Source organism: Streptomyces sp. NPDC054834 (genome assembly GCF_053611185.1).
Window position 1 is genome coordinate 89,552 of sequence record NZ_JBSGZV010000008.1, and the last position, 17,039, is coordinate 106,590.

The 17,039-nt window shown below is 70.7% G+C and carries 17 protein-coding genes; 10 read left to right on the forward strand and 7 right to left on the reverse strand.

Annotated features, from left to right (window positions below):
- Positions 1–298: 298 nt before the first annotated feature.
- Positions 299–2,077, forward strand: coding sequence for an ABC transporter ATP-binding protein (locus ACWGJM_RS13615; RefSeq protein ID WP_453412002.1), 1,779 nt, complete (start codon positions 299–301; stop codon positions 2,075–2,077).
- 561 nt (positions 2,078–2,638) lie between these two features.
- On the opposite strand, the gene ACWGJM_RS13620 is transcribed toward ACWGJM_RS13615, so the two are convergent.
- Positions 2,639–3,892 (reverse strand): PP2C family protein-serine/threonine phosphatase, encoded by a 1,254-nt coding sequence (locus ACWGJM_RS13620; RefSeq protein ID WP_453411845.1) that lies wholly within the window; start codon positions 3,890–3,892, stop codon positions 2,639–2,641.
- 199 nt (positions 3,893–4,091) lie between these two features.
- On the opposite strand from ACWGJM_RS13620, the gene ACWGJM_RS13625 reads away from it, so the two are divergent.
- From ACWGJM_RS13625 to ACWGJM_RS13635, 3 genes are all read left to right on the forward strand, one after another.
- Positions 4,092–4,904 carry an SAM-dependent methyltransferase gene (locus tag ACWGJM_RS13625; RefSeq protein ID WP_453411846.1) on the forward strand — a complete coding sequence of 271 codons (813 nt, stop codon included), beginning with the start codon at positions 4,092–4,094 and terminating at the stop codon, positions 4,902–4,904.
- Between the two features lie 326 nt (positions 4,905–5,230).
- Positions 5,231–6,760, forward strand: coding sequence for a lysyl oxidase family protein (locus ACWGJM_RS13630; protein ID WP_453411847.1), 1,530 nt, complete (start codon positions 5,231–5,233; stop codon positions 6,758–6,760).
- A 171-nt stretch (positions 6,761–6,931) separates the two neighbouring features.
- A complete protein-coding gene (locus tag ACWGJM_RS13635; RefSeq protein WP_453411848.1) occupies positions 6,932–7,183 on the forward strand; it encodes a hypothetical protein in 252 nt (83 codons plus the stop codon).
- A 3-nt stretch (positions 7,184–7,186) separates the two neighbouring features.
- Here ACWGJM_RS13635 and ACWGJM_RS13640 read toward each other — a convergent pair whose 3' ends face one another.
- A complete protein-coding gene (locus tag ACWGJM_RS13640) occupies positions 7,187–7,531 on the reverse strand; it encodes a helix-turn-helix transcriptional regulator (RefSeq protein WP_453411849.1) in 345 nt (114 codons plus the stop codon).
- A 131-nt stretch (positions 7,532–7,662) separates the two neighbouring features.
- On the opposite strand from ACWGJM_RS13640, the gene ACWGJM_RS13645 reads away from it, so the two are divergent.
- Together ACWGJM_RS13645 and ACWGJM_RS13650 are read left to right on the forward strand one after the other, a co-directional pair.
- On the forward strand, positions 7,663–8,088 hold the full coding sequence (locus tag ACWGJM_RS13645; protein WP_453411850.1) for an STAS domain-containing protein: 426 nt from the start codon (positions 7,663–7,665) through the stop codon (positions 8,086–8,088).
- A complete protein-coding gene (locus ACWGJM_RS13650) occupies positions 8,085–8,492 on the forward strand; it encodes a DUF3224 domain-containing protein (protein ID WP_453411851.1) in 408 nt (135 codons plus the stop codon). Before ACWGJM_RS13645 ends, ACWGJM_RS13650 begins: the two co-directional genes overlap by 4 nt.
- Before the next feature lie 46 nt (positions 8,493–8,538).
- Here ACWGJM_RS13650 and ACWGJM_RS13655 read toward each other — a convergent pair whose 3' ends face one another.
- Positions 8,539–9,474, reverse strand: a complete 936-nt coding sequence (locus ACWGJM_RS13655) for an LLM class flavin-dependent oxidoreductase (protein ID WP_453411852.1) — start codon at positions 9,472–9,474, stop codon at positions 8,539–8,541.
- A 75-nt stretch (positions 9,475–9,549) separates the two neighbouring features.
- Here ACWGJM_RS13655 and ACWGJM_RS13660 point away from each other — a divergent pair, with 75 nt between their 5' ends.
- Positions 9,550–10,002, forward strand: a complete 453-nt coding sequence (locus tag ACWGJM_RS13660) for a MarR family winged helix-turn-helix transcriptional regulator (protein WP_453411853.1) — start codon at positions 9,550–9,552, stop codon at positions 10,000–10,002.
- Positions 10,003–10,072: 70 nt separating this feature from the next.
- On the opposite strand, the gene ACWGJM_RS13665 is transcribed toward ACWGJM_RS13660, so the two are convergent.
- Positions 10,073–11,032 carry an alpha/beta hydrolase family protein gene (locus ACWGJM_RS13665; protein WP_453411854.1) on the reverse strand — a complete coding sequence of 320 codons (960 nt, stop codon included), beginning with the start codon at positions 11,030–11,032 and terminating at the stop codon, positions 10,073–10,075.
- Positions 11,033–11,165: 133 nt separating this feature from the next.
- Between ACWGJM_RS13665 and ACWGJM_RS13670 the strand changes: the two genes are divergently transcribed.
- The 3 genes from ACWGJM_RS13670 to ACWGJM_RS13680 all read left to right on the forward strand — a co-directional run bounded on the left by ACWGJM_RS13670 (position 11,166) and on the right by ACWGJM_RS13680 (position 14,101).
- Positions 11,166–11,510 (forward strand): ArsR/SmtB family transcription factor, encoded by a 345-nt coding sequence (locus ACWGJM_RS13670; protein WP_453411855.1) that lies wholly within the window; start codon positions 11,166–11,168, stop codon positions 11,508–11,510.
- A gap of 374 nt (positions 11,511–11,884) precedes the next feature.
- Positions 11,885–12,412 carry a lamin tail domain-containing protein gene (locus tag ACWGJM_RS13675; RefSeq protein WP_453412003.1) on the forward strand — a complete coding sequence of 176 codons (528 nt, stop codon included), beginning with the start codon at positions 11,885–11,887 and terminating at the stop codon, positions 12,410–12,412.
- A gap of 249 nt (positions 12,413–12,661) precedes the next feature.
- Positions 12,662–14,101, forward strand: a complete 1,440-nt coding sequence (locus ACWGJM_RS13680; protein WP_453411856.1) for a hypothetical protein — start codon at positions 12,662–12,664, stop codon at positions 14,099–14,101.
- Here ACWGJM_RS13680 and ACWGJM_RS13685 read toward each other — a convergent pair.
- The 3 genes from ACWGJM_RS13685 to ACWGJM_RS13695 form a co-directional block, all read right to left on the reverse strand.
- Positions 14,098–14,889, reverse strand: coding sequence for an HAD family hydrolase (locus ACWGJM_RS13685; protein ID WP_453411857.1), 792 nt, complete (start codon positions 14,887–14,889; stop codon positions 14,098–14,100). The two genes, ACWGJM_RS13680 and ACWGJM_RS13685, sit on opposite strands and share 4 nt — an antisense overlap.
- 76 nt (positions 14,890–14,965) lie before the next feature.
- A complete protein-coding gene (locus ACWGJM_RS13690; RefSeq protein WP_453411858.1) occupies positions 14,966–15,529 on the reverse strand; it encodes a hypothetical protein in 564 nt (187 codons plus the stop codon).
- Positions 15,526–16,956, reverse strand: coding sequence for a sensor histidine kinase (locus ACWGJM_RS13695; protein WP_453412004.1), 1,431 nt, complete (start codon positions 16,954–16,956; stop codon positions 15,526–15,528). Before ACWGJM_RS13695 ends, ACWGJM_RS13690 begins: the two co-directional genes overlap by 4 nt.
- Positions 16,957–17,039 lie beyond the last annotated feature (83 nt).

A 17,039-nucleotide genomic window follows, 5' to 3' on the forward strand; every position in this document is an offset into this window, starting at 1 on the left:
GAATTCAACGGTCCGACTCCCGACCAATTTAAGGAGCTCGCATGCAGAATGTCAGGATGCGCGTACCCGTACCGCGGCCGCAGCGCCCCCAGGGCCCCCCGCCCCCGCCCCCGCCGGGCCGGCGTCCCCCACGGCCGGGCCGGCCGGAACCGCGCCGCTGAACCAGGTGAACGCGTGAGCTGAGGCTGCCGTTCACCCCGTGCGTCCACCGACGAAGACGTCCCTGTCGGCCGGGCGCGCGGGGCGAACGCGTACTCAGGAAGGTGGAGGGGACGGTCCGGTGGCGGGCAGACAGAGGATGCGGACGGGTGCTCCGGCGGCGTTGGGATTCAGGCGGCACGCACGGATTTCACCGGTCACCACATTCCGGCGCTTCTGGCCGCTGATCCGTCCCGAGCTGTTCCTGCTCGTCGGGGCGGCGCTGTGCCAAACCATATCCGTGGCCTGTGACACGGTGGCGATCCAGGTTTTCTCCTATCTGACGGACACGGTTCTCATGTCCGGTGATCCGTCGAAATTCTGGCTGCCCGCCGGAATATGGCTCGCGGTGGCCGTGGTGGGCGCGGCGGTCACCTTCGGCGCTCACCAGTTGACGACCCGCGCCGGCGAGACTTTCCGGCTGCACTGCCGCGACGCGCTGTTCCGGCACGCACAGCTGCTGCCGCCCGACTTCTACGACAGACACCACCAGGGCGATCTGCTCGCCCGGCTCACCGGTGACGTGGACGAGGCGGAGCACGTGGTGGCGTCGGGCCCGGTCCAGTTGCTGAACACCCTGGTCAGCGTGCTGTTCTTCGCGGGCGCCGCACTCTTCCTGCGCTGGGAGCTCGCGCTGCTGACGTTCGCTGCGGCTCCCGTCTTCGGGCTGGCGGCGCGCCGCCTGTCCCGGCCGATCCGAGCGCTCTCGCGCGCCGAGCGGGACAACAGCGGAGCCCTGGTGCAGGCGCTGGACGAGAGCATCGCCAACATGCCCGTGGTGCAGGCCTACAACCGGCAGGACACCGAGCGCCGGCGCGTGCACCGCGAGGGCCTCGCCTGGCTGCGCAGCAGCCTGGCCCGGGCCCGGCTGGCCCATGCCTACCAGCCGCTCGCCAACGTCGTCGAGTCCGTCTCCGTCCTCGCCGTGGTCGGAGCGGGCGCGTGGGAGATCAGCGCCGGACGGCTGACCGTGGGCGGTCTGCTGGCGTTCGCCGCCTACCTCGGCTACCTCTACCCGCAGGTGCAGGCCCTCGGCGGCCTCGCGGTGAGCCTCTCCTCGGCGACAGCGGCCGGTGAGCGGATCTTCGAGGTGCTGGACGCGCGTCCCGCCGTACGCGAATCCGCCGCCCCCGCCGACGTCTCTTCCCGCGGCCCCGAGGAGCCCCGTCGGCCCGGCGGCGGCACGGGCACCGGCGTGGTGTCCTTCGAGAACGTCGGCTTCGGCTACCCGGGCGGCGACCGGCGCGTCGTCGACGGCCTCAGCTTCACCGCCCGGCCCGGGCAGCTCGTGCTGATCGCGGGCGCCAGCGGCGCGGGCAAGTCCACCCTGGCCAAGCTGCTGCTGCGGTTCTACGACGCCACCGAGGGCCGCATCCTGATCGACGGGCGGGACATCACCGGCATGCCGCTGCACGCGCTGCGCGAGCTGGTCACACTGCTGCCGCAGGAACCGATGCTCTTCGACGGCACCGTCCGCGAGAACATCGCCTACGGCTGCCCCGACGCCGACGAGGACCGCATCCTGCGCGCGGCCGCGGCGGCGGACGTCGACAGCTTTGTACGGAACTTGCCCGGCGGCTACGACGCGCCCGTGGGGCAGGGCGGGCGCAAGCTCTCCGGTGGCCAGCGGCAGCGGCTGGCCGTCGCCCGGGCGCTGGTCCGCGACACGCCCGTCCTGGTGCTGGACGAGCCGACCACCGGGCTGGACGGCGAGGCGGCCGCGCGCGTGCTCGAACCCCTGCGCCGCCTGATGGCGACCCGCACGGCGTTCCTCATCACCCACGACCCGTGGCTCGCCGCGCAGGCGGACGCGGTGGTGGACGTCACCGTCGGTGCCACGCACCCGCTGTACGAGACCGCCGACGCTCTGGGAAGGTAGGGCGCGCCCCGGGCTTGCTCATACGCAGGCCACCTCGGGCGGCCCGTGCGGATCACCAGGCCGCGGTCGCGATGAGCGGCCTTTCGAGGACGTGCCCTGCCTCGTCGAGCAGGAGCACGCCGCGGCCCTCCTGCCCGACCTGTCGTGTCGCCGAGAGTCGCCGGCTTTGGGCGCTTGCCCGACCGTGGGCACAGCCAGGGCTTCGGATCGAGCACGGTGGCGCCGGCCCGCCGAGCAGCCTTCCGGCCGGCCTCCCTGAGTGCCGGGTCCTTGATCGCGTCGCGCTGGTCCGGCTCGCAGTTCTCCGGCCACAGGGGATGGTCGGACGCGCACTCGGCGGCATAGCCATCCGCCGCACCGGCGTGGCCGCCTCGGAGGAGAAGGCGACCACCAGCATCGGACGCAGCCGCGCGATCCGTTCCGACGTCTTCTTCAACTATCGGCGGATCAGGGGGAGTTACGGTGATGCGGAGGAGTGCGGGAGCCCGACGGTATACCGAGGCGGGGCTTCCGCCGAGGCGCGGGGGAGGCGGGCGGCGACGGCATCGCGTGACGCGGACATCATCGAGGCGGCCCCGGCGTCAGCGCGGCGATCAGCAGTGTCCGGTCGTCCCTTCCGGCCGGGGCGTTCGGGGTGTGCAGCAGCCGTCGGCACAGCGCGTGCAGCGTGTCCTGGCTGTGCGTGGCGGTGGTCGTGGCCGAGTCGAGGGCGCGTCCGAGCCGGGTGATCCCCTGGTCGATGTCCGTCTGACGGGACTCGACCAGGCCGTCGCTGTAGAGGACGAGCAGGGCGGGCTCCGGCACGTCCAGCAGCGTGGCCTCGTAGGTGCCCGTCCCGAGTCCCAGGGGCAGGCCGGGGCTGGTGAGCGTGACCGGCACCGCGCGTCCGTCCGGGCCGCGGATCAGCGGGGGAGGGTGACCGGCACCGACGAGGGTGCACGTGTGCCGCTCCGCGTCCCACTCGGCGTAGACACAGGTCGCGAAGGAGGCACCCGGGGTGTCGCAGGCGAGCGCGTCGAGCCGGTGCATGAGATCGGCCGGTGGGATGTCGAGTCCCGCCAGGGCGCGGACGGCGGTGCGCAGCTGGATCATCGCGACGGCCGCCTCGGGGCCGTGGCCCATCGCGTCTCCGACGACGAGGCCGATCCGCCCTCCTGGCCGGGGCAGGACGTCGAACCAGTCACCGCCGATGATGTCGCCGTCACCGGCCGGAAGACAGCCGTGGGCGATGCGGCAACCGGGGAACTCCGCGTCGGCGGCGGGCAGCAGGCTGCTGCGGATGGCCAGCGCGGTGCGGCGCTCCCGCTCGTACCGGCGCGCGTTGTCCAGTGCCACACAGGCCCGTGTCGCCAGCCGCTCCACGGTCACGGCGTCGTCTGCCGCGAACGGCGCCCGCTCGGGCCCACGGGTGCAGGCGATGAATCCGACGGCCACGTCCCGCAGATGCAGGGGCACGACCAGGAAGGAGGCCGTTTTCAGCAGGTCCTCGATGCGGGCGCTGTCGTCGGCGAGTGAGCCGAGCCGCTCGGAGGTGTGGGTGTCCATGGCGTCGAGCAGTTGGGTGCGCCGGGTGGCGAGAGCGCGCGCGTAGGGGGTCTCGCGTGGGAAGACGATCACTTCCCCGAGGGGGAGCAGCGGTTCCCAGTCCTCGGTGGTGTCCGAACCCACGCGCACGGCGAGGCGGCGGCCTTCGATCTGCGGCGGGTCGGCGGTGGCGGAGCCGTTCTCCCCCTGTAGCCATCGTTCCAGCAGATAGAGCGACGCCGCGTCGCAGAACGCGGGCGTCAACGCGTGCACGACATGGCTGCCGGTCAATCGCAGGTCGAGTGCGGAGCCGATGACGTCGGCCGTGGGGGAGAGGGAGGGCCGTGCTTCGTTCCGCAGGGTCGTGCCTTTCCGGGTGGGGCCGGGGCGTCGCGCATGGCAGGGACAGGCGCGGGGGAAGGGGGTCCGCCACGCTGTGAGATAACTATATGATGGTGCGTCAAGATCGCTGAGTGGCAGGGGTGTTGCGATGTCCGCTGGTGAGGGTCTTCCGGAAGGAATCGATCCGGACAAGGCGAGCGTTGCCCGCATGTATGACGCCATGTTGGGCGGACACCACAACTTCGCCATAGACCGTGAGGCACTTGCCGCGTTCACGGCCATCGATCCTCAGGTCCGGACGCTCGCCCGGGCCAACCGTGCCTTTCTGGGCCGGGCCGTCCGCTTCCTCGTCGACGCCGGGGTGCGCCAGTTCATCGATCTGGGCTCGGGCATTCCCACCCAGGGCAACGTCCACGAGGTGGCGCAGTCGGTCAGCCCGGGGACCCGGGTCGTCTACGTCGACAACGACCCCGTGGCCGTCGCGCACAGCTCGGCCTTGCTGGCCGACAACCCGGACACGGACATCGTGAACGCCGACATCCGCCGGCCGGCCGACATCCTGTCCGCCCCGCAGGTGGGGAAGCTGATCGACTTCGACCAGCCCGTGGCCGTGCTGATGATCACGATCCTGCACTTCATCTCGCCGGAGGAGAACCCGGCCGGCATCGTGACCGCCTTCCGCGACGCACTCCCCGGCGAGAGCTGGCTGGCGATGACGCATGCCACGAACCAGGACCGCCCGGAAACAGCCGCGGCCGTGGGGCAGTTGTACCGGTCGCGGGCCAGTTCTCCGGTGACGGCCCGTTCCCGCGAGGAGATCCTCGGCCTCTTCGACGGCTTCGACCTCGTCGAGCCGGGCCTGACCTACGTACCCCTGTGGCGCCCGGACCCGGACGACGAGATCCCGGACGACCCGTCCGAGTACTGGGTCTACGCGGGCGTCGGCCGCAAGACGCCATAGGGCAGGGCGGCCGATCGGTTCGTCAGTCCGGCACGAACAGTCAGGCGTGCCTGCGGTACTTGGCCTTGACCAGCCTCCGTTCGAACCGCTGGGCGTCCAGTCCCGGACAGCCCTGGCCGACGACGTACTCGTACAGCTGGAGCGCTCTCGCCCTCCTGACGGGCCTTGTGAGGCCTCACCGCACGCGTCGGGCGAGAATTCCGGCCACTTCGGCCCGGCAGGCAACCTTGGTCGGTCTTTGGCCCTGTTCACAGATGGCACACACATGTCGCCCATGGCGAGCACATGGTGCGTACAGCTTCGGACCGACGCAGAGCGAGGAACCGATGACCAGACATCAGCCCAGTGCATGGACCCGTTCGGCGTTCATCGCGGCCGCGGCCTTGGCCCTCGGCGCCGCCGGCACCGTCACGGCACCCGGCGCGACCGCGGCCACCCAGGCGGGGACGCCGAAACTCAAACTCATCGCCGCCGCCTCCGCGGTGACCCTCGACCGCTGGGAGGGCGAACCCGGCGTCACCCTCGACCTCGGCACCTATGTCACGGTGGACGGGGGACCGCTCGAATTCCGTGTGACGCGCAAGTCCTACAACGATCCTGTGGTCGCCTCGCAGATCATCCACTCCGGTGGCAGGACCGTCACCAAGGCCTTGCCCAAGGACCTGGTGAAGGACTTCTCGGGCCTGCCGGGCTTCCTCCGGATCAGTGTCACCGATCAGTCCGGCAAGAAGGTGGCCGACACCACGCAGACGTTCTGCCCCAACACCAGGGCGGGCCGGATCCGCCCGGACGCCCCTGGCACCTCGAAGTACCCCGAGAGCTGCTCCGACAACCCGTTCACGCTCGGCGGGGTCTGGGGTGTCGAGAAGGGCTGGGCCGCGGCCACGACACCGGGGTTCGATTCCGGCAGTACGGTCGACCTTCAGCCGGGCGTCTACACGGCCAAGGTCTCGGTGGCGAAGAAGTACCGCGACCTGTTCGGGATGCCGGCCAAGTCGCAGACGATCAAAGTGACGGTCCGTCAGAGCTCCGAAGGCGGTGAGGGCTTGGCTTCCGGCCGACACCCGGCCGGGGACGCGGCGAAGACGGCCGGGGACGCGGCGAAGAGCCCCCAGCCGGCCTCTAGACGCCCGACCGGCTCGGCGGGCGTGCCCGCGGGCGTGCCGAAGCCCGATCTTCGCGCCCTGCCTGCGTACGGCATCGCCATCACCGACGGCGAGGACGGCGACGTCCCCGGCAAGGACTACCTGGCCTTCAGCGCCACCGTCTGGAACGGCGGCCCCTCACCGCTGGTCGTCGACGGCTTCCGCGGTCCCGGCAAGGACAAGATGGACGCGTACCAGTACTTCTACGACAGCAAGGGCAAGCAGGTCGGGTACACGCCCACGGGCACCATGGAGTGGGACCCCCGGGAGGGTCACCAGCACTGGCACTTCAGCGACTTCGCCAGCTACCGACTGCTCGGCGCGGACAAGAAGGAGATCGTCCGCAGCGGCAAGGAGGCGTTCTGCCTGGCCAACACCGACGCCATCGACTACACGGTGAAGAACGCCAACTGGCACCCGTACAACACCGACCTGGCCACCGCCTGCGGTGAGGAGACCTCCGTGTCGGTCCGAGAGGTGCTCGACGTCGGCAACGGCGACACCTACAGCCAGTACCGGCCCGGGCAGTCCTTCGACGTCACGAACCTGCCGAACGGCACCTACTACATCCAGGTCATCGCCAACCCCGACAACCGGCTCAAGGAGCAGAGCACGACCAACAACGTCACCTACCGCAAGGTCGTCCTGGGCGGCACCCCCGGCGCCCGTACGGTGACCGTGCCCAAGTACGGCCGCGTAGACGCCCCTTGAGACCTGCCGGGCGGAGCCGTACGAGACTCCGCCCGGCTGTGGCCGGGAATGCCCCGCCGTCCGACGAGTTACCGACCGACACCCGACGACCGAAGGGGAACGGCACGGTGACACAGGTCAGGGAGCTCTACGGCAGGCCACCTGGCCGGACAGGTCTTCTTCATTCCCACGGTGCTGGCCGAGCCGGTGCCCGCCGAGCCCGCCATATCGATCCACGAGTACTACGGGCGGGTCAGCTGGATCGGCTCGGACCTCGACACGGCCCAGGCCGTCGAGACGGTCGCGGACCTGCTGACCCGGATCACGCTGCGGCGACACGGCGCCCTCGATCGTCCCTTGCCGTGGCACCGCGGAACCGTACGCACCGGTGCGTACGCCCTCGGGGTCGGAGGGCTTGGCGCGGCGGTCGTGCCGGCGCTGTGACCGTTACGACTCCGCCGTGACGTGGGGGTGGGGAAGCGTGCTGCGGTCGGCTTCGTCCTGGACGAGCAGGGAGAGCAGCGACGCCACGGTCAGCCCGGCTTCGGCCGGATGCCGAAGGACCTTGCTGGGGTCGATCCGGTAGCTGTTGGAGCGCCCCTCCCGGGTGTGGGAGAGATAGCCGTCGCGTTCCAGGTCGGCGATGATCTTCTGGACGGCGCGCTCGGTCAGGCGGCAGTGGGCGGCGATGTCGCGGATGCGCGTGCTGGGGTCGTCGGCGATCGCCGCCAGGACCCGGGCATGGTTGGTGAGGAAGGTCCATCCGGTGTGTGGTTCGGGCACTCCGTCCATGGCTGTCAGCTTACCGGCCAGGCATTCAGGCATTCAAAAGCACGTACTGCTTTTCATGTATTGGTTGACGGGAATGGGTCGGTCGGGAGAGCCTGGAGCCGGAGGCTGGTGATCAGGCGAAGGAGGAGGACATGCCGGAGCCTGCGCCGCGGGCGCAGCCCCTCATCGCGGAGGGCGTCGCACGTGCGGACAGCGGCGCACCGTTCGTGCCGTGCCGGGCGACGGTCGCCGTCGTGCAGGACGGCGACCGGATGAGCGTGGTGGTCCGGGGTGAACTCGACTTCGACGCCGACCGGTGGCTCCGGGGCGACCTGGACGACGTGCTCAGCCGCTCGGTCGACGGCGTCACCCTGGACCTGAGCGCGGTGGACTTCTGCGACTGTGCCGGTCTGGGCATCCTCCTCACCCTGCGCAAACGGGCCCTCGAGCAGGGCAAGACCATCGCCATCCGTGCCAGCAGTCCCACGGTCGAGCGGCTGTTCGACCTGACCGGGGCCGGGGAGCTGTTCGAGCCACCGGGCCCACTGTCAGACCGGATCGGTACGGTCGGCCCATGAGAGCTACTGGAACGTTCACCGTCAACGCCTTCGTTCCGACCGAGCTGAAGCCGGACCCGGCTGTGGCCACCGGCCTTCCGGTTGGTGTGGCGACGATGGAGAAGCGCTTCGAGGGGGAGATCACGGGCCGCTCGGCGACCTTGTTCACCGCCGCGTTCGACCAGTCGACCGGGGTCGGCACCTATGTGGCCATGGAGTCGTTCGAAGGCTCGCTGCACGACCGCGACGGCGCCTTCAACTTCGTGCACTCGGCTACCACGTCCGGCAGCGACCGCACCGCGGAGTTCTTCACCATCGTTCCGTCGAGCGGCACCGGGGAGCTGGCCGGGATCTCCGGCGCGGGCGGCATCACGATCGACGCAGACGGCACGCATGGCATCTGGTTCGCCTACTCGCTCACCTGAGTAGGGCACCGAGCTCGCCGCTCCTCCGGACGCGGACCAGAAGTGATCAGGCGCGGCGGCGCCGGTTGTGTCGCAGCGGGTCGATCAGCTCGTCGGCCAGCCATCGTGCCACGCCAGGCGGGTAGGGGCTGCGCAGGCTCAGCACGATGTGGGTGAAGCCCGCCGCGATCAACTCGGCGAGGGCGGCACGGTCTCCGGCCGGGTCCTGGTAGGACACGATGTACTGCACGGAGCGGGTGACCGCGCGCGGGTCGCGGCCGATCGCGGCGCACGACGTGTCGAGGACGCGGCTGCGTTCGATGACCCGCTCCACGGGGTTGTGCGGCGGCCCGGGAATGTTCCAGATGTCCGCCTGCTCGGCGACCAGTCGCAGAAGCCGTGTTCCCCAGCCGCCGATGAGGATCGGCGGCCCCGGCCGCTGGACCGGCTTGGGCTCGTTCCGGTTGCCGGAGAGCTGATAGTGCCGCCCTTCGAAGTCGAACACGTCCTCGGTCCACATGCCCCGCAGCACTGTGATGGTCTCCGCGAGCCGGGCGATGCCTTCGGCGGGCGGTACCAGGTTCAGGCCGTATCCGGCGTACTCCGTGGCGGCGGGGTTCTCGCCCGCGATCCCGCCGGCCCCGGGAGGCTGCCGGGTACCGCCGACGCCCAGGCCCATGACGAGCCGTCCGCCGGAGATGACATCCACCGTGGTGGCCATCTTCCCCAACAGGGCAGGGTGGCGCAGCCGGTTGCTGGTCACCAGCAGCCCGAGCCGCAGCCGGGAGGTTCGTGCGGCAAGGGCGCTGAGCAGCGTCCACCCCTCCAGTACCTCACCGTCCTTGGGCCCGACGATGGGCATGAGGTGGTCCCACAGCCAGGCGTCCGCGATCTCGGGCAGGTCGTCGGCCTCCTCCCAGACGCGGAGGATGTCTGCGTAAGCCACCCGCATCGGGGTGGTCTTGATGCCGAACGTGACCGGGTACGCCGGGAGTTGACTCATATCCGTCAGCATATCCATCAGCATAGCCAATCATCAGTATGACTGACTATCAGTGTGCGGCTATAGCCTTGGGACATGACCAGCGATGCAAGCGCCGGACTCCTCGCGGCCCGCCTCGGCTACCTGCTCAAGCACGCCCACCTGCGCTACGCCGAGGCATCGGCGCAGGCCCTGGCGCCCCTGGGTATCGACGGCCGGGAACTGGCGGTACTCGCCGTACTCGCGGTGGACGTCCCGCCCTCCCAGCAGGAGGCGGCCGGCCGCCTCGGCATCGACCGCACCACGATGGTCGCCCTGGTCGACGGCCTGGAAGCCAAGCGCCTCGCCGAGCGCCGGCGCAGCACCGAAGACCGACGCAGGAACGTCGTCGCGCTCACCGCCGAAGGGCGCAAGGTGCTGCGCAAAGCCGAACGCACGCGCCTGGACGCCGAGCGCCGCTTCCTTGCGCCCTTGCGCGCCGCCGAGGCGGACGCCCTGGTGAGTGCGTTGCGGAAGCTCACCGCGGAGCCCGCGGCGCCGGACCAATAGCACCGGCACGCCGCGGCGTGCCGACCGTCTCGCGCTGTCGGCCCGCCGCCGAGCCGGCGCTTGTCCGGGCTTACTTGGATTCGACTCGTCCGAGCGGGTCGGGGCCGGCCGTGAGCGCGTCACGCGCCGCCTGCCAGGCGGGATCCCCGGGGTAGAGCTCGGAGCGGAGGTAGGCCCAGGTGAGCCGTTGGACCGCGGACACTCGCTCGGGGTTCTCGTCCGTGGTCTCGGCCACGTCGTATCCGGAGATCCCGCCGAGCCCGTGCTCCGCGTCGAACAGGGTGAGCAGGGACTTGGGACCGGGGGAGAGGTGGTACGGGTCGGTGTGCCATTCCGGGCCCCGGACCGTCAGATGGGCGGAGGCGTCCTTGTCGCCGGCTACCACGAGCGTGGGCGTCGTCATCCGGGAGAAGTCCATGGACAGGAAGAAAGAGTAATTCTCGGCCACGAACTCGGTGACGGCATCGCCGCCCCTGCCGGGCGCGGCGAGCAGTACACCCGCCTTGATCCGGGGATCGGCCAGATCCGCTTCCGTTCCGTCGTCCGGATCGGTGACCCGGGCGCCCAGCAGCAGGCTCGCGGTGTGCCCGCCCATCGAGTGACCGGCCACGGCCACCTTGCTTCGGTCCAGGCGGCCGAGGAGCTGCGGGACGGCGGCCTCGATGGCGTCGAGCCGGTCGAGGAGGCGCTTCATGTCCTCGGCCCGCGATCGCCAGAACAGGGGTGCCCCGGGAGTGCCGGGATCCAGGCTCAGCGTCCTGGAGCTCAGATGGGTCGGCTGGATCACGACGAAGCCGTGCGCCGCCCAGTAGTCGGCGAGCGGCGCGTAGCCGTTCAGCGAGGAGAGGTGGTTCGAGTGACCCTGACCGTGCGACAGAAGGATGACCGGCAGATCGCTTCCGGTCACGGGCGCGGAGACCCGCACCTGAAGGTCCACGGCTCGGTCGGGGGCCGACAGCACCACCGGACTGACCGAGAGGACGGGGGTCGGTGAACTGATGGTGCCGGCTGTGTGCGTCGATTCGCTCATGATGCGCCTTCCGGTCGACTGAAGCGGAGCGTTGTTCCGTTTAATATACGGAACATCGTTCCGATTCGGCAATGGGTGTCGGCACCGTAAGATGTCCGTCGAACACCGGGTAAACGACCGCGAGGCGAGGGGCATGTCGAAGCAGGCTGCGGGCGGAAGTCACCGCGCGGCTCCGGTACACACGGATCCCGAGGACGTTTCCATCCTGACCGCGCTGTCCGCGGTCGCCGATCCGGTGCGCATGCAGCTGATCCGCGAGCTGGCGGGCTCCGCCGACTGGTCGCGCAGTTGCGGCAGCTTCGATGTGCCGGTCGGCAAAGCCGCGCTCAGCCACCACTTCTCGGTCCTGCGCGGCGCCGGGCTGGTCGAGCAGCGCGACGAGGGGCCCAGGCGGGTCAACAGGCTGCGCCGCGAGGAGTTCGAGGCCCGCTTCCCCGGGCTGCTCGACCTGCTCCTCCGGACCGAGGGCGCCGACTGAACGACCGGGCTGCTCCCGGGTCGGCGTGGGCTGTTACTCACTTTCGGGTGACGGTGGCCGCCGTCATGGCCGTCAATCCTTCATGTCGCACCATATCCCGGTATGTCTCAGATAGTTGTGTGATACAGGCGAGAGTAACGCGAGTATGGACAATTCGTAACAGGCGTCGCGTATCCCAAGGAGTTTCCGCGTCCGGTTGCAGGGTGTCGGTGCGCGGCCGTCCGGCCGCCACCCGCACCGGGCACCCGTCGGCGTCGCGGCAGCAGACCGCCCGCCGGGGTGTGCTCCGAACCCTGTGAAGGGGGACCCCTGTGTCCGTATCCGTTTCTGTGACCACCCGCCGTCTGACCGCCGCCGCAGCTGTCGCCGCGGCCATGGTGGGGGCGGTGGCGCTGCCCGCGTCGGCCGCCGACCACCACCAGCGGCCTTCCGACCGTGACCGCGTGGTCATCAGCGACGTGCAGTACGTCTCTCCGGGCCGGGAGGACCGTTCCCGCCACCTGCTGAACCGGGAGTGGGTGGAGGTCACCAACAACAGCCGCCGCGGCGTCAACCTGGACGGCTGGACGCTGTCCGACGAGGGCGGCCACACCTACACGTTCCGCTACGTACGGCTGGCCGGCCGTGCAACGGTACGCGTCCACACCGGTGTCGGCCGGGACAGTGCCACGGACCTGTACCAGGACCGGCGGACACAGGTGTGGGACGAGGACGCCGACACCGCCACCTTGCGCGACGACCACGGCCGGTTCGTCGACGCCTTCTCCTGGGGCCAGGATCACCACCGCCATGACGGTGGCGACCGCTGGGGCGGCGACCGCCGCGAGGGCGGCCGGGGCTGGGACGGTCACCGCGACGGTGACCGCGAGGAGGGCCACCGCCACGGTGACCACCGTCGCTAGGCGGCCTGTCGGTCGGTGACCGCTGACTCGTAGGTCGGTCACCTCCGGTGCGCACGGCTGACGGCGCGCCGCCTTCCACGGTGGCGCGCCGTCTCCTTCGCTCGCTCTCACCCACTTGGTCGCCAGGCGGTTCTGGTCGAATTGACAGCTGCCTCGCGGGGCGCGGTACTGAACACGAGGGACTCTTGGTCAAGAGTTTCCCTGTGGTGCACTCCACCTCCCCCATCTCTCCCCGCTCAGGGAGCCGCCATGACGGTGCAGCAGCAACAGCAAGGCATGATCCAAACGGTTCTGGTCTACGAGGACGACCCGGGATTTCCCCCCACGCATGTCAACATGCCCGTGCCACATCCCGTTCCCCAGCTCGACACACAGCCCTTCCCGACGGCCATAGCCGAGCCGGCGCCACACCCGGACAGCGCCGGGCCGGGCACAGAGGCGTTCCGCTACTGGGTGGCGGCCGACGCGCTCAGCAGGGCCAGCCAGACCTGGGGTCCGCTGGTTCCGGCGGGAACCCAGTGGAATCCGATGGTCGGACGCGCACTCACCGCGCACCTCAACGCGGGAGACGACCTCAACGCCTTCTACAACCGCAGAGGCCTGTCCTTCTTCCGCCACACGGTGGCCGGGGTCACCGTCGCCGCGTGCGAGAGCTCCGAGGTCGTCGAGCACGAGACGGGTCACGCGGTCCTCGACGCCCTGCGTCCTCAGCTGTTCAACGCGGCGAGTGCCGAGGCGGACGCCCTGCACGAGGCGTTCGGGGACATCAGCTCCCTGCTGAGCTCACTCCGCCTGGAGTCCCTCCGGACCGCCGTACTGGCCGAGACCCAAGGCGACCTCGAACTGTCCTCGCGGGTGTCGCGGGTGGCCGAGCAACTCGGCTGGGCGATTCGCCAGGGCCACCCGAGCGCGGTCGACCCGGACTGCCTGCGCAACCTGTCGAACAGCTTCTTCTACACCGACCCGGTGCACCTGCCACCGGTCGCACCCGCGAACGCGCTCTCCAGCGAACCGCACTCGTTCTCCCGGGTGTTCAGCGGCGCGTTCCTGAAGGTCGTCGCCGGGATCTTCCACATGCAGGACCTTCAGGACCAGGCCGGTCTGGCGGCGGCAGCCGAGATCGCGGGCCAGCTGCTGGTGGACGCCGTGGTGGCCGCGCCCGTGGTGTCCGGCTACTACGCGCAGATCGCGGGTCACATGATCGCCGCGGACCAGCGCCGCAACGGCGGCCGGTACGGGCAGGCCCTGCGCTCGGCGTTCATCCGCCACGGCATCCTCTCCCTGGAGGCCGCCACGTCCCTCACCGGGCCGGAGGTGGCACGCCGGAGCGCCGGCATCACCGAGGCGATGCCGGGCGGTGGTGACGACCAGGGCATGACGGCCGTCACGATCCAGGGGACGATGTACGGCATCACCCAGCCCCTGACGCTCGCCGCCCCGGCGGAGGAACGGCGGTTCGGCATCGCCGGCTCCGACCCCGCCGGCGGCACGGTGCGGCCCGCCGATCCCGAGCGGGTCGCCACGTCGTACCTCGAGGACCTCTTCCGCCGCGGCCGGGTCCACGTACCCGAAGAGCACCGCACTGACGCGGCGTTCGTGGACGTCAGCCCGACCCGGCTCAAGACCCACGAGATCGCGCGTGCGACGACCGGAGAAGGCCTCGCTCTGATCCGGCGGTGCTTCGACTAGCTGAAATAACGCAGACGACGGACGGACAGCCGTCCGTCGTCTTCGCGTTTGACGACATGCGTCGTCCTGGCCGTCGGCTCCTCGCCCTCGAACACCGCCTCGCCCCGCGCCAGCAGGTCGCTGATGTACTTGTCGGTCGCCCGGCGCTCGGCGTCGTCGTTCGCACCGGCAGCCGCGTCGCCACTGTCCACCGGCCCCCGCAGGTCCACCGTGAAACCGCCGCGCTCAAGGGCTTCGGCGCCGCGTGTGGTCGCCATGGCGAGCACCGGCCGTTCGGAGACGGCATTCTCGGCAACGGCCTCGGTCCCGTTCATGGCCGCGGTCAGCTCAGGCAGGCCGCGGCCGTCCGGCAGTTCGATCCGCGCCCGGAACACGGGACGGTCGTCCATCGCGGCGAAGGTGAACACCGGGTGGGGGGCGCTGCGCATCCCCGCCTCCCGTGCGAACGCACGCTCGTCAGGATCCTCTCCCACGAAGACACAGTCGTCGGCCGGCACACCTCCCGTGCTCGCCACCGCCTGGTCGAACAGCTGGCGGCTGTTCTTGGCGCCCCAGTGCACGAGACCCACGTCCGTGAAACGGCCGGGGAACGCCTCTTGCAGGGCCGCGGCAGCCCGTGCGGCCGCACCGTCCCCCGAACCGGGGTTGGAGATGATGCCCTTGCGTAGCTCGCCGAGGGCGTCGAGTACGGCGATGACGCGAGGCCGGGGCACAAGTGACAGCGAGCCGTCGGGCTCCACGCGGGCATCCGCCAGGGTCGCCCCGATGTCGAAGAAGATCACAGGCATCTGGGATGCCTTCCCCGGTGAGCCCTTGCGACTCTGGTCCGCCCGGGTGACGACTGCCGTGCGGAGAGCCGCGCTTCTAGCCGTCGGGGCACTGCTTTCCGGTTCCCTCGGTGTGCCGGCCGTCCGGGCCCGTGACAGTCACCGGCAGCGGTTCGCTCGCGGGAGAGGCGAGGCGTTGCGCCGCGACGGCCGTGCAGATGAGCTGGGCGGCGGCGAGATCGGCCGGCTTGGCGGTGGGCACGGCGAGTTCGATGACCACGTGGCTGCCGTTCGACGTCACCTCCACCGGGTCCGAGGCGCGGGCGGCAGCCGTCGGGACCGGGGTGGCGGAGGCCGTGGGAAGGGACGTGTCCGCAGCGGACGGCAGCAGCGGCAGCAGCGTGCGCATTCCCTTGAGCCGTTCCTTCTCGGTCGGCCCCTGGAACAGCACCTGTACGGCCGGTTCGACGCCGACCGCCGCGACCATTTGGCGGGGGACGGGGACCAGGGTGCCGTCCGCCACGAGGTAGACCCATGTCGTCGGCACGATCCCGCTGGCAGGGCCGCCCGCCTCCACCACCCCGGTCGTGGGGATGCCGCAGGAGGCGAGCGCGCACAGCGCCGGAAGGATCAGCGACGCGGACCGGAGTACGGCTCTCATGACCGCCTTCCCCGCGGTGCTGCGCCCTGCGGCGGCTCGTTCCGGGGCGGTCGCGGCGGATCCTCCCTGTGCAGCGGAAGTCGCACGGTGAAGACGGCACCGCCCTCCGGCCGGTTCCCGGCGCGCACGGTGCCGCCGTGGATGCGGACGTTCTCGGCGGTGATCGCGAGGCCCAGGCCGCTGCCCTCGGTCCGGGTGCGGGCGGCGTCCGACTTGTAGAAGCGCTCGAAGACATGTGGCAGCACGCCGTCGGGAATCCCGGGCCCGCTGTCCCGTACCTCGATGACGGCCAGGCGCCCCGCACCGGGCTCCCCGCCCTCGGACAGGTGCAGCTGGACCGGGCGGGCGCCGTGCCGGAGGGCGTTGCCGACCAGGTTGGCGACCACGATGTCGAGGCGGCGCGGGTCGACGCGTCCGCGCAACGCGTCCGGCGGCGGCAACCGGGTGTCCACCAGATCGGTCCAGCCACGGGCGGCGAGTGTGCGCCGCAGCGACTCGGCGAGGTCGATCTCGTCCAGGTGCGGCACCGCCGCGCCCGCGTCGAAGCGGGAGATCTCCATCAGGTCGTCCACCAGGCGGGCCAACTTCACGGTCTCCTCACTGATCAGCCGGACCGCGGTGGCGGTGTCCGGGTCGAGACGGGCGGCGTCCTCGTCGAGGACGTCGGTGACCGCCGACATGGCGGCCAGCGGGGTGCGCAGCTCGTGCGAGACGTCCGCGGCGAACCGGCGGGCACGGGCCTCCATGCCGCGCAGTTCGGCGACCGATTCCTCCAGGGCGGCGGCGGTCTCGTTGAACGTGTGCGACAGATCGGCGAGTTCGTCGGAGCCGTTGACCGCGAGCCTGGTGTCCAGGCGTCCCTCGGCGATGCTACGGGTGGCGCTGCGCAGCGCCCGCACCGGCCGCAGCACCCCACGCGCGGCGAGCAGCGCGAGCAGCACGGCCAGCGCCAGGGCGGGCACGGCGGCCCTTTCGACGGCGGTGACCAGGGCGTCGACGTAGGCCTGTTCCGTGATCTGCGGCACCGTGAGGAAGACGTGGAGGCCCGAGGCGCTGGCACGGTCGGCGAAGGTGACCGACATGCCGACGACGAGTGCGGTGTGATCGCCGCTGTCCACCCGCTGAAAGACGGTGGCCCGCCTGGAGTTCACCGCCTCGCGCAGGGCCGGCGTCAGTTCCTCGAACCGGTCGCCGGGGACGGAGGTCGCGTTCAGGTCGCGATAGGTGACCAGGACACGCCAGGTCCCGGACGGTTCGGCTGCCGCCACGTCGGCCGCGAACCTCTTGAGCCCGGTCTCGTTCGTCGGCAGGCTCAGCATCGGGGCGAGCCGGTTCACCTGGCTGCGCAGTTGTGAGATCACCGCGTCCTGGCTCTGCTGGAGCACGCCCGTGCGCGCCTCACGGAAGGTCAGGGCGCCCGTGGTCATGGCGGTGACCGCGGCCACGAGCGCGAACGCCACGACCAACCGGGTGCGCAGGCCGCGCAGTTGCGGGACCTTTGCGCGGGCTC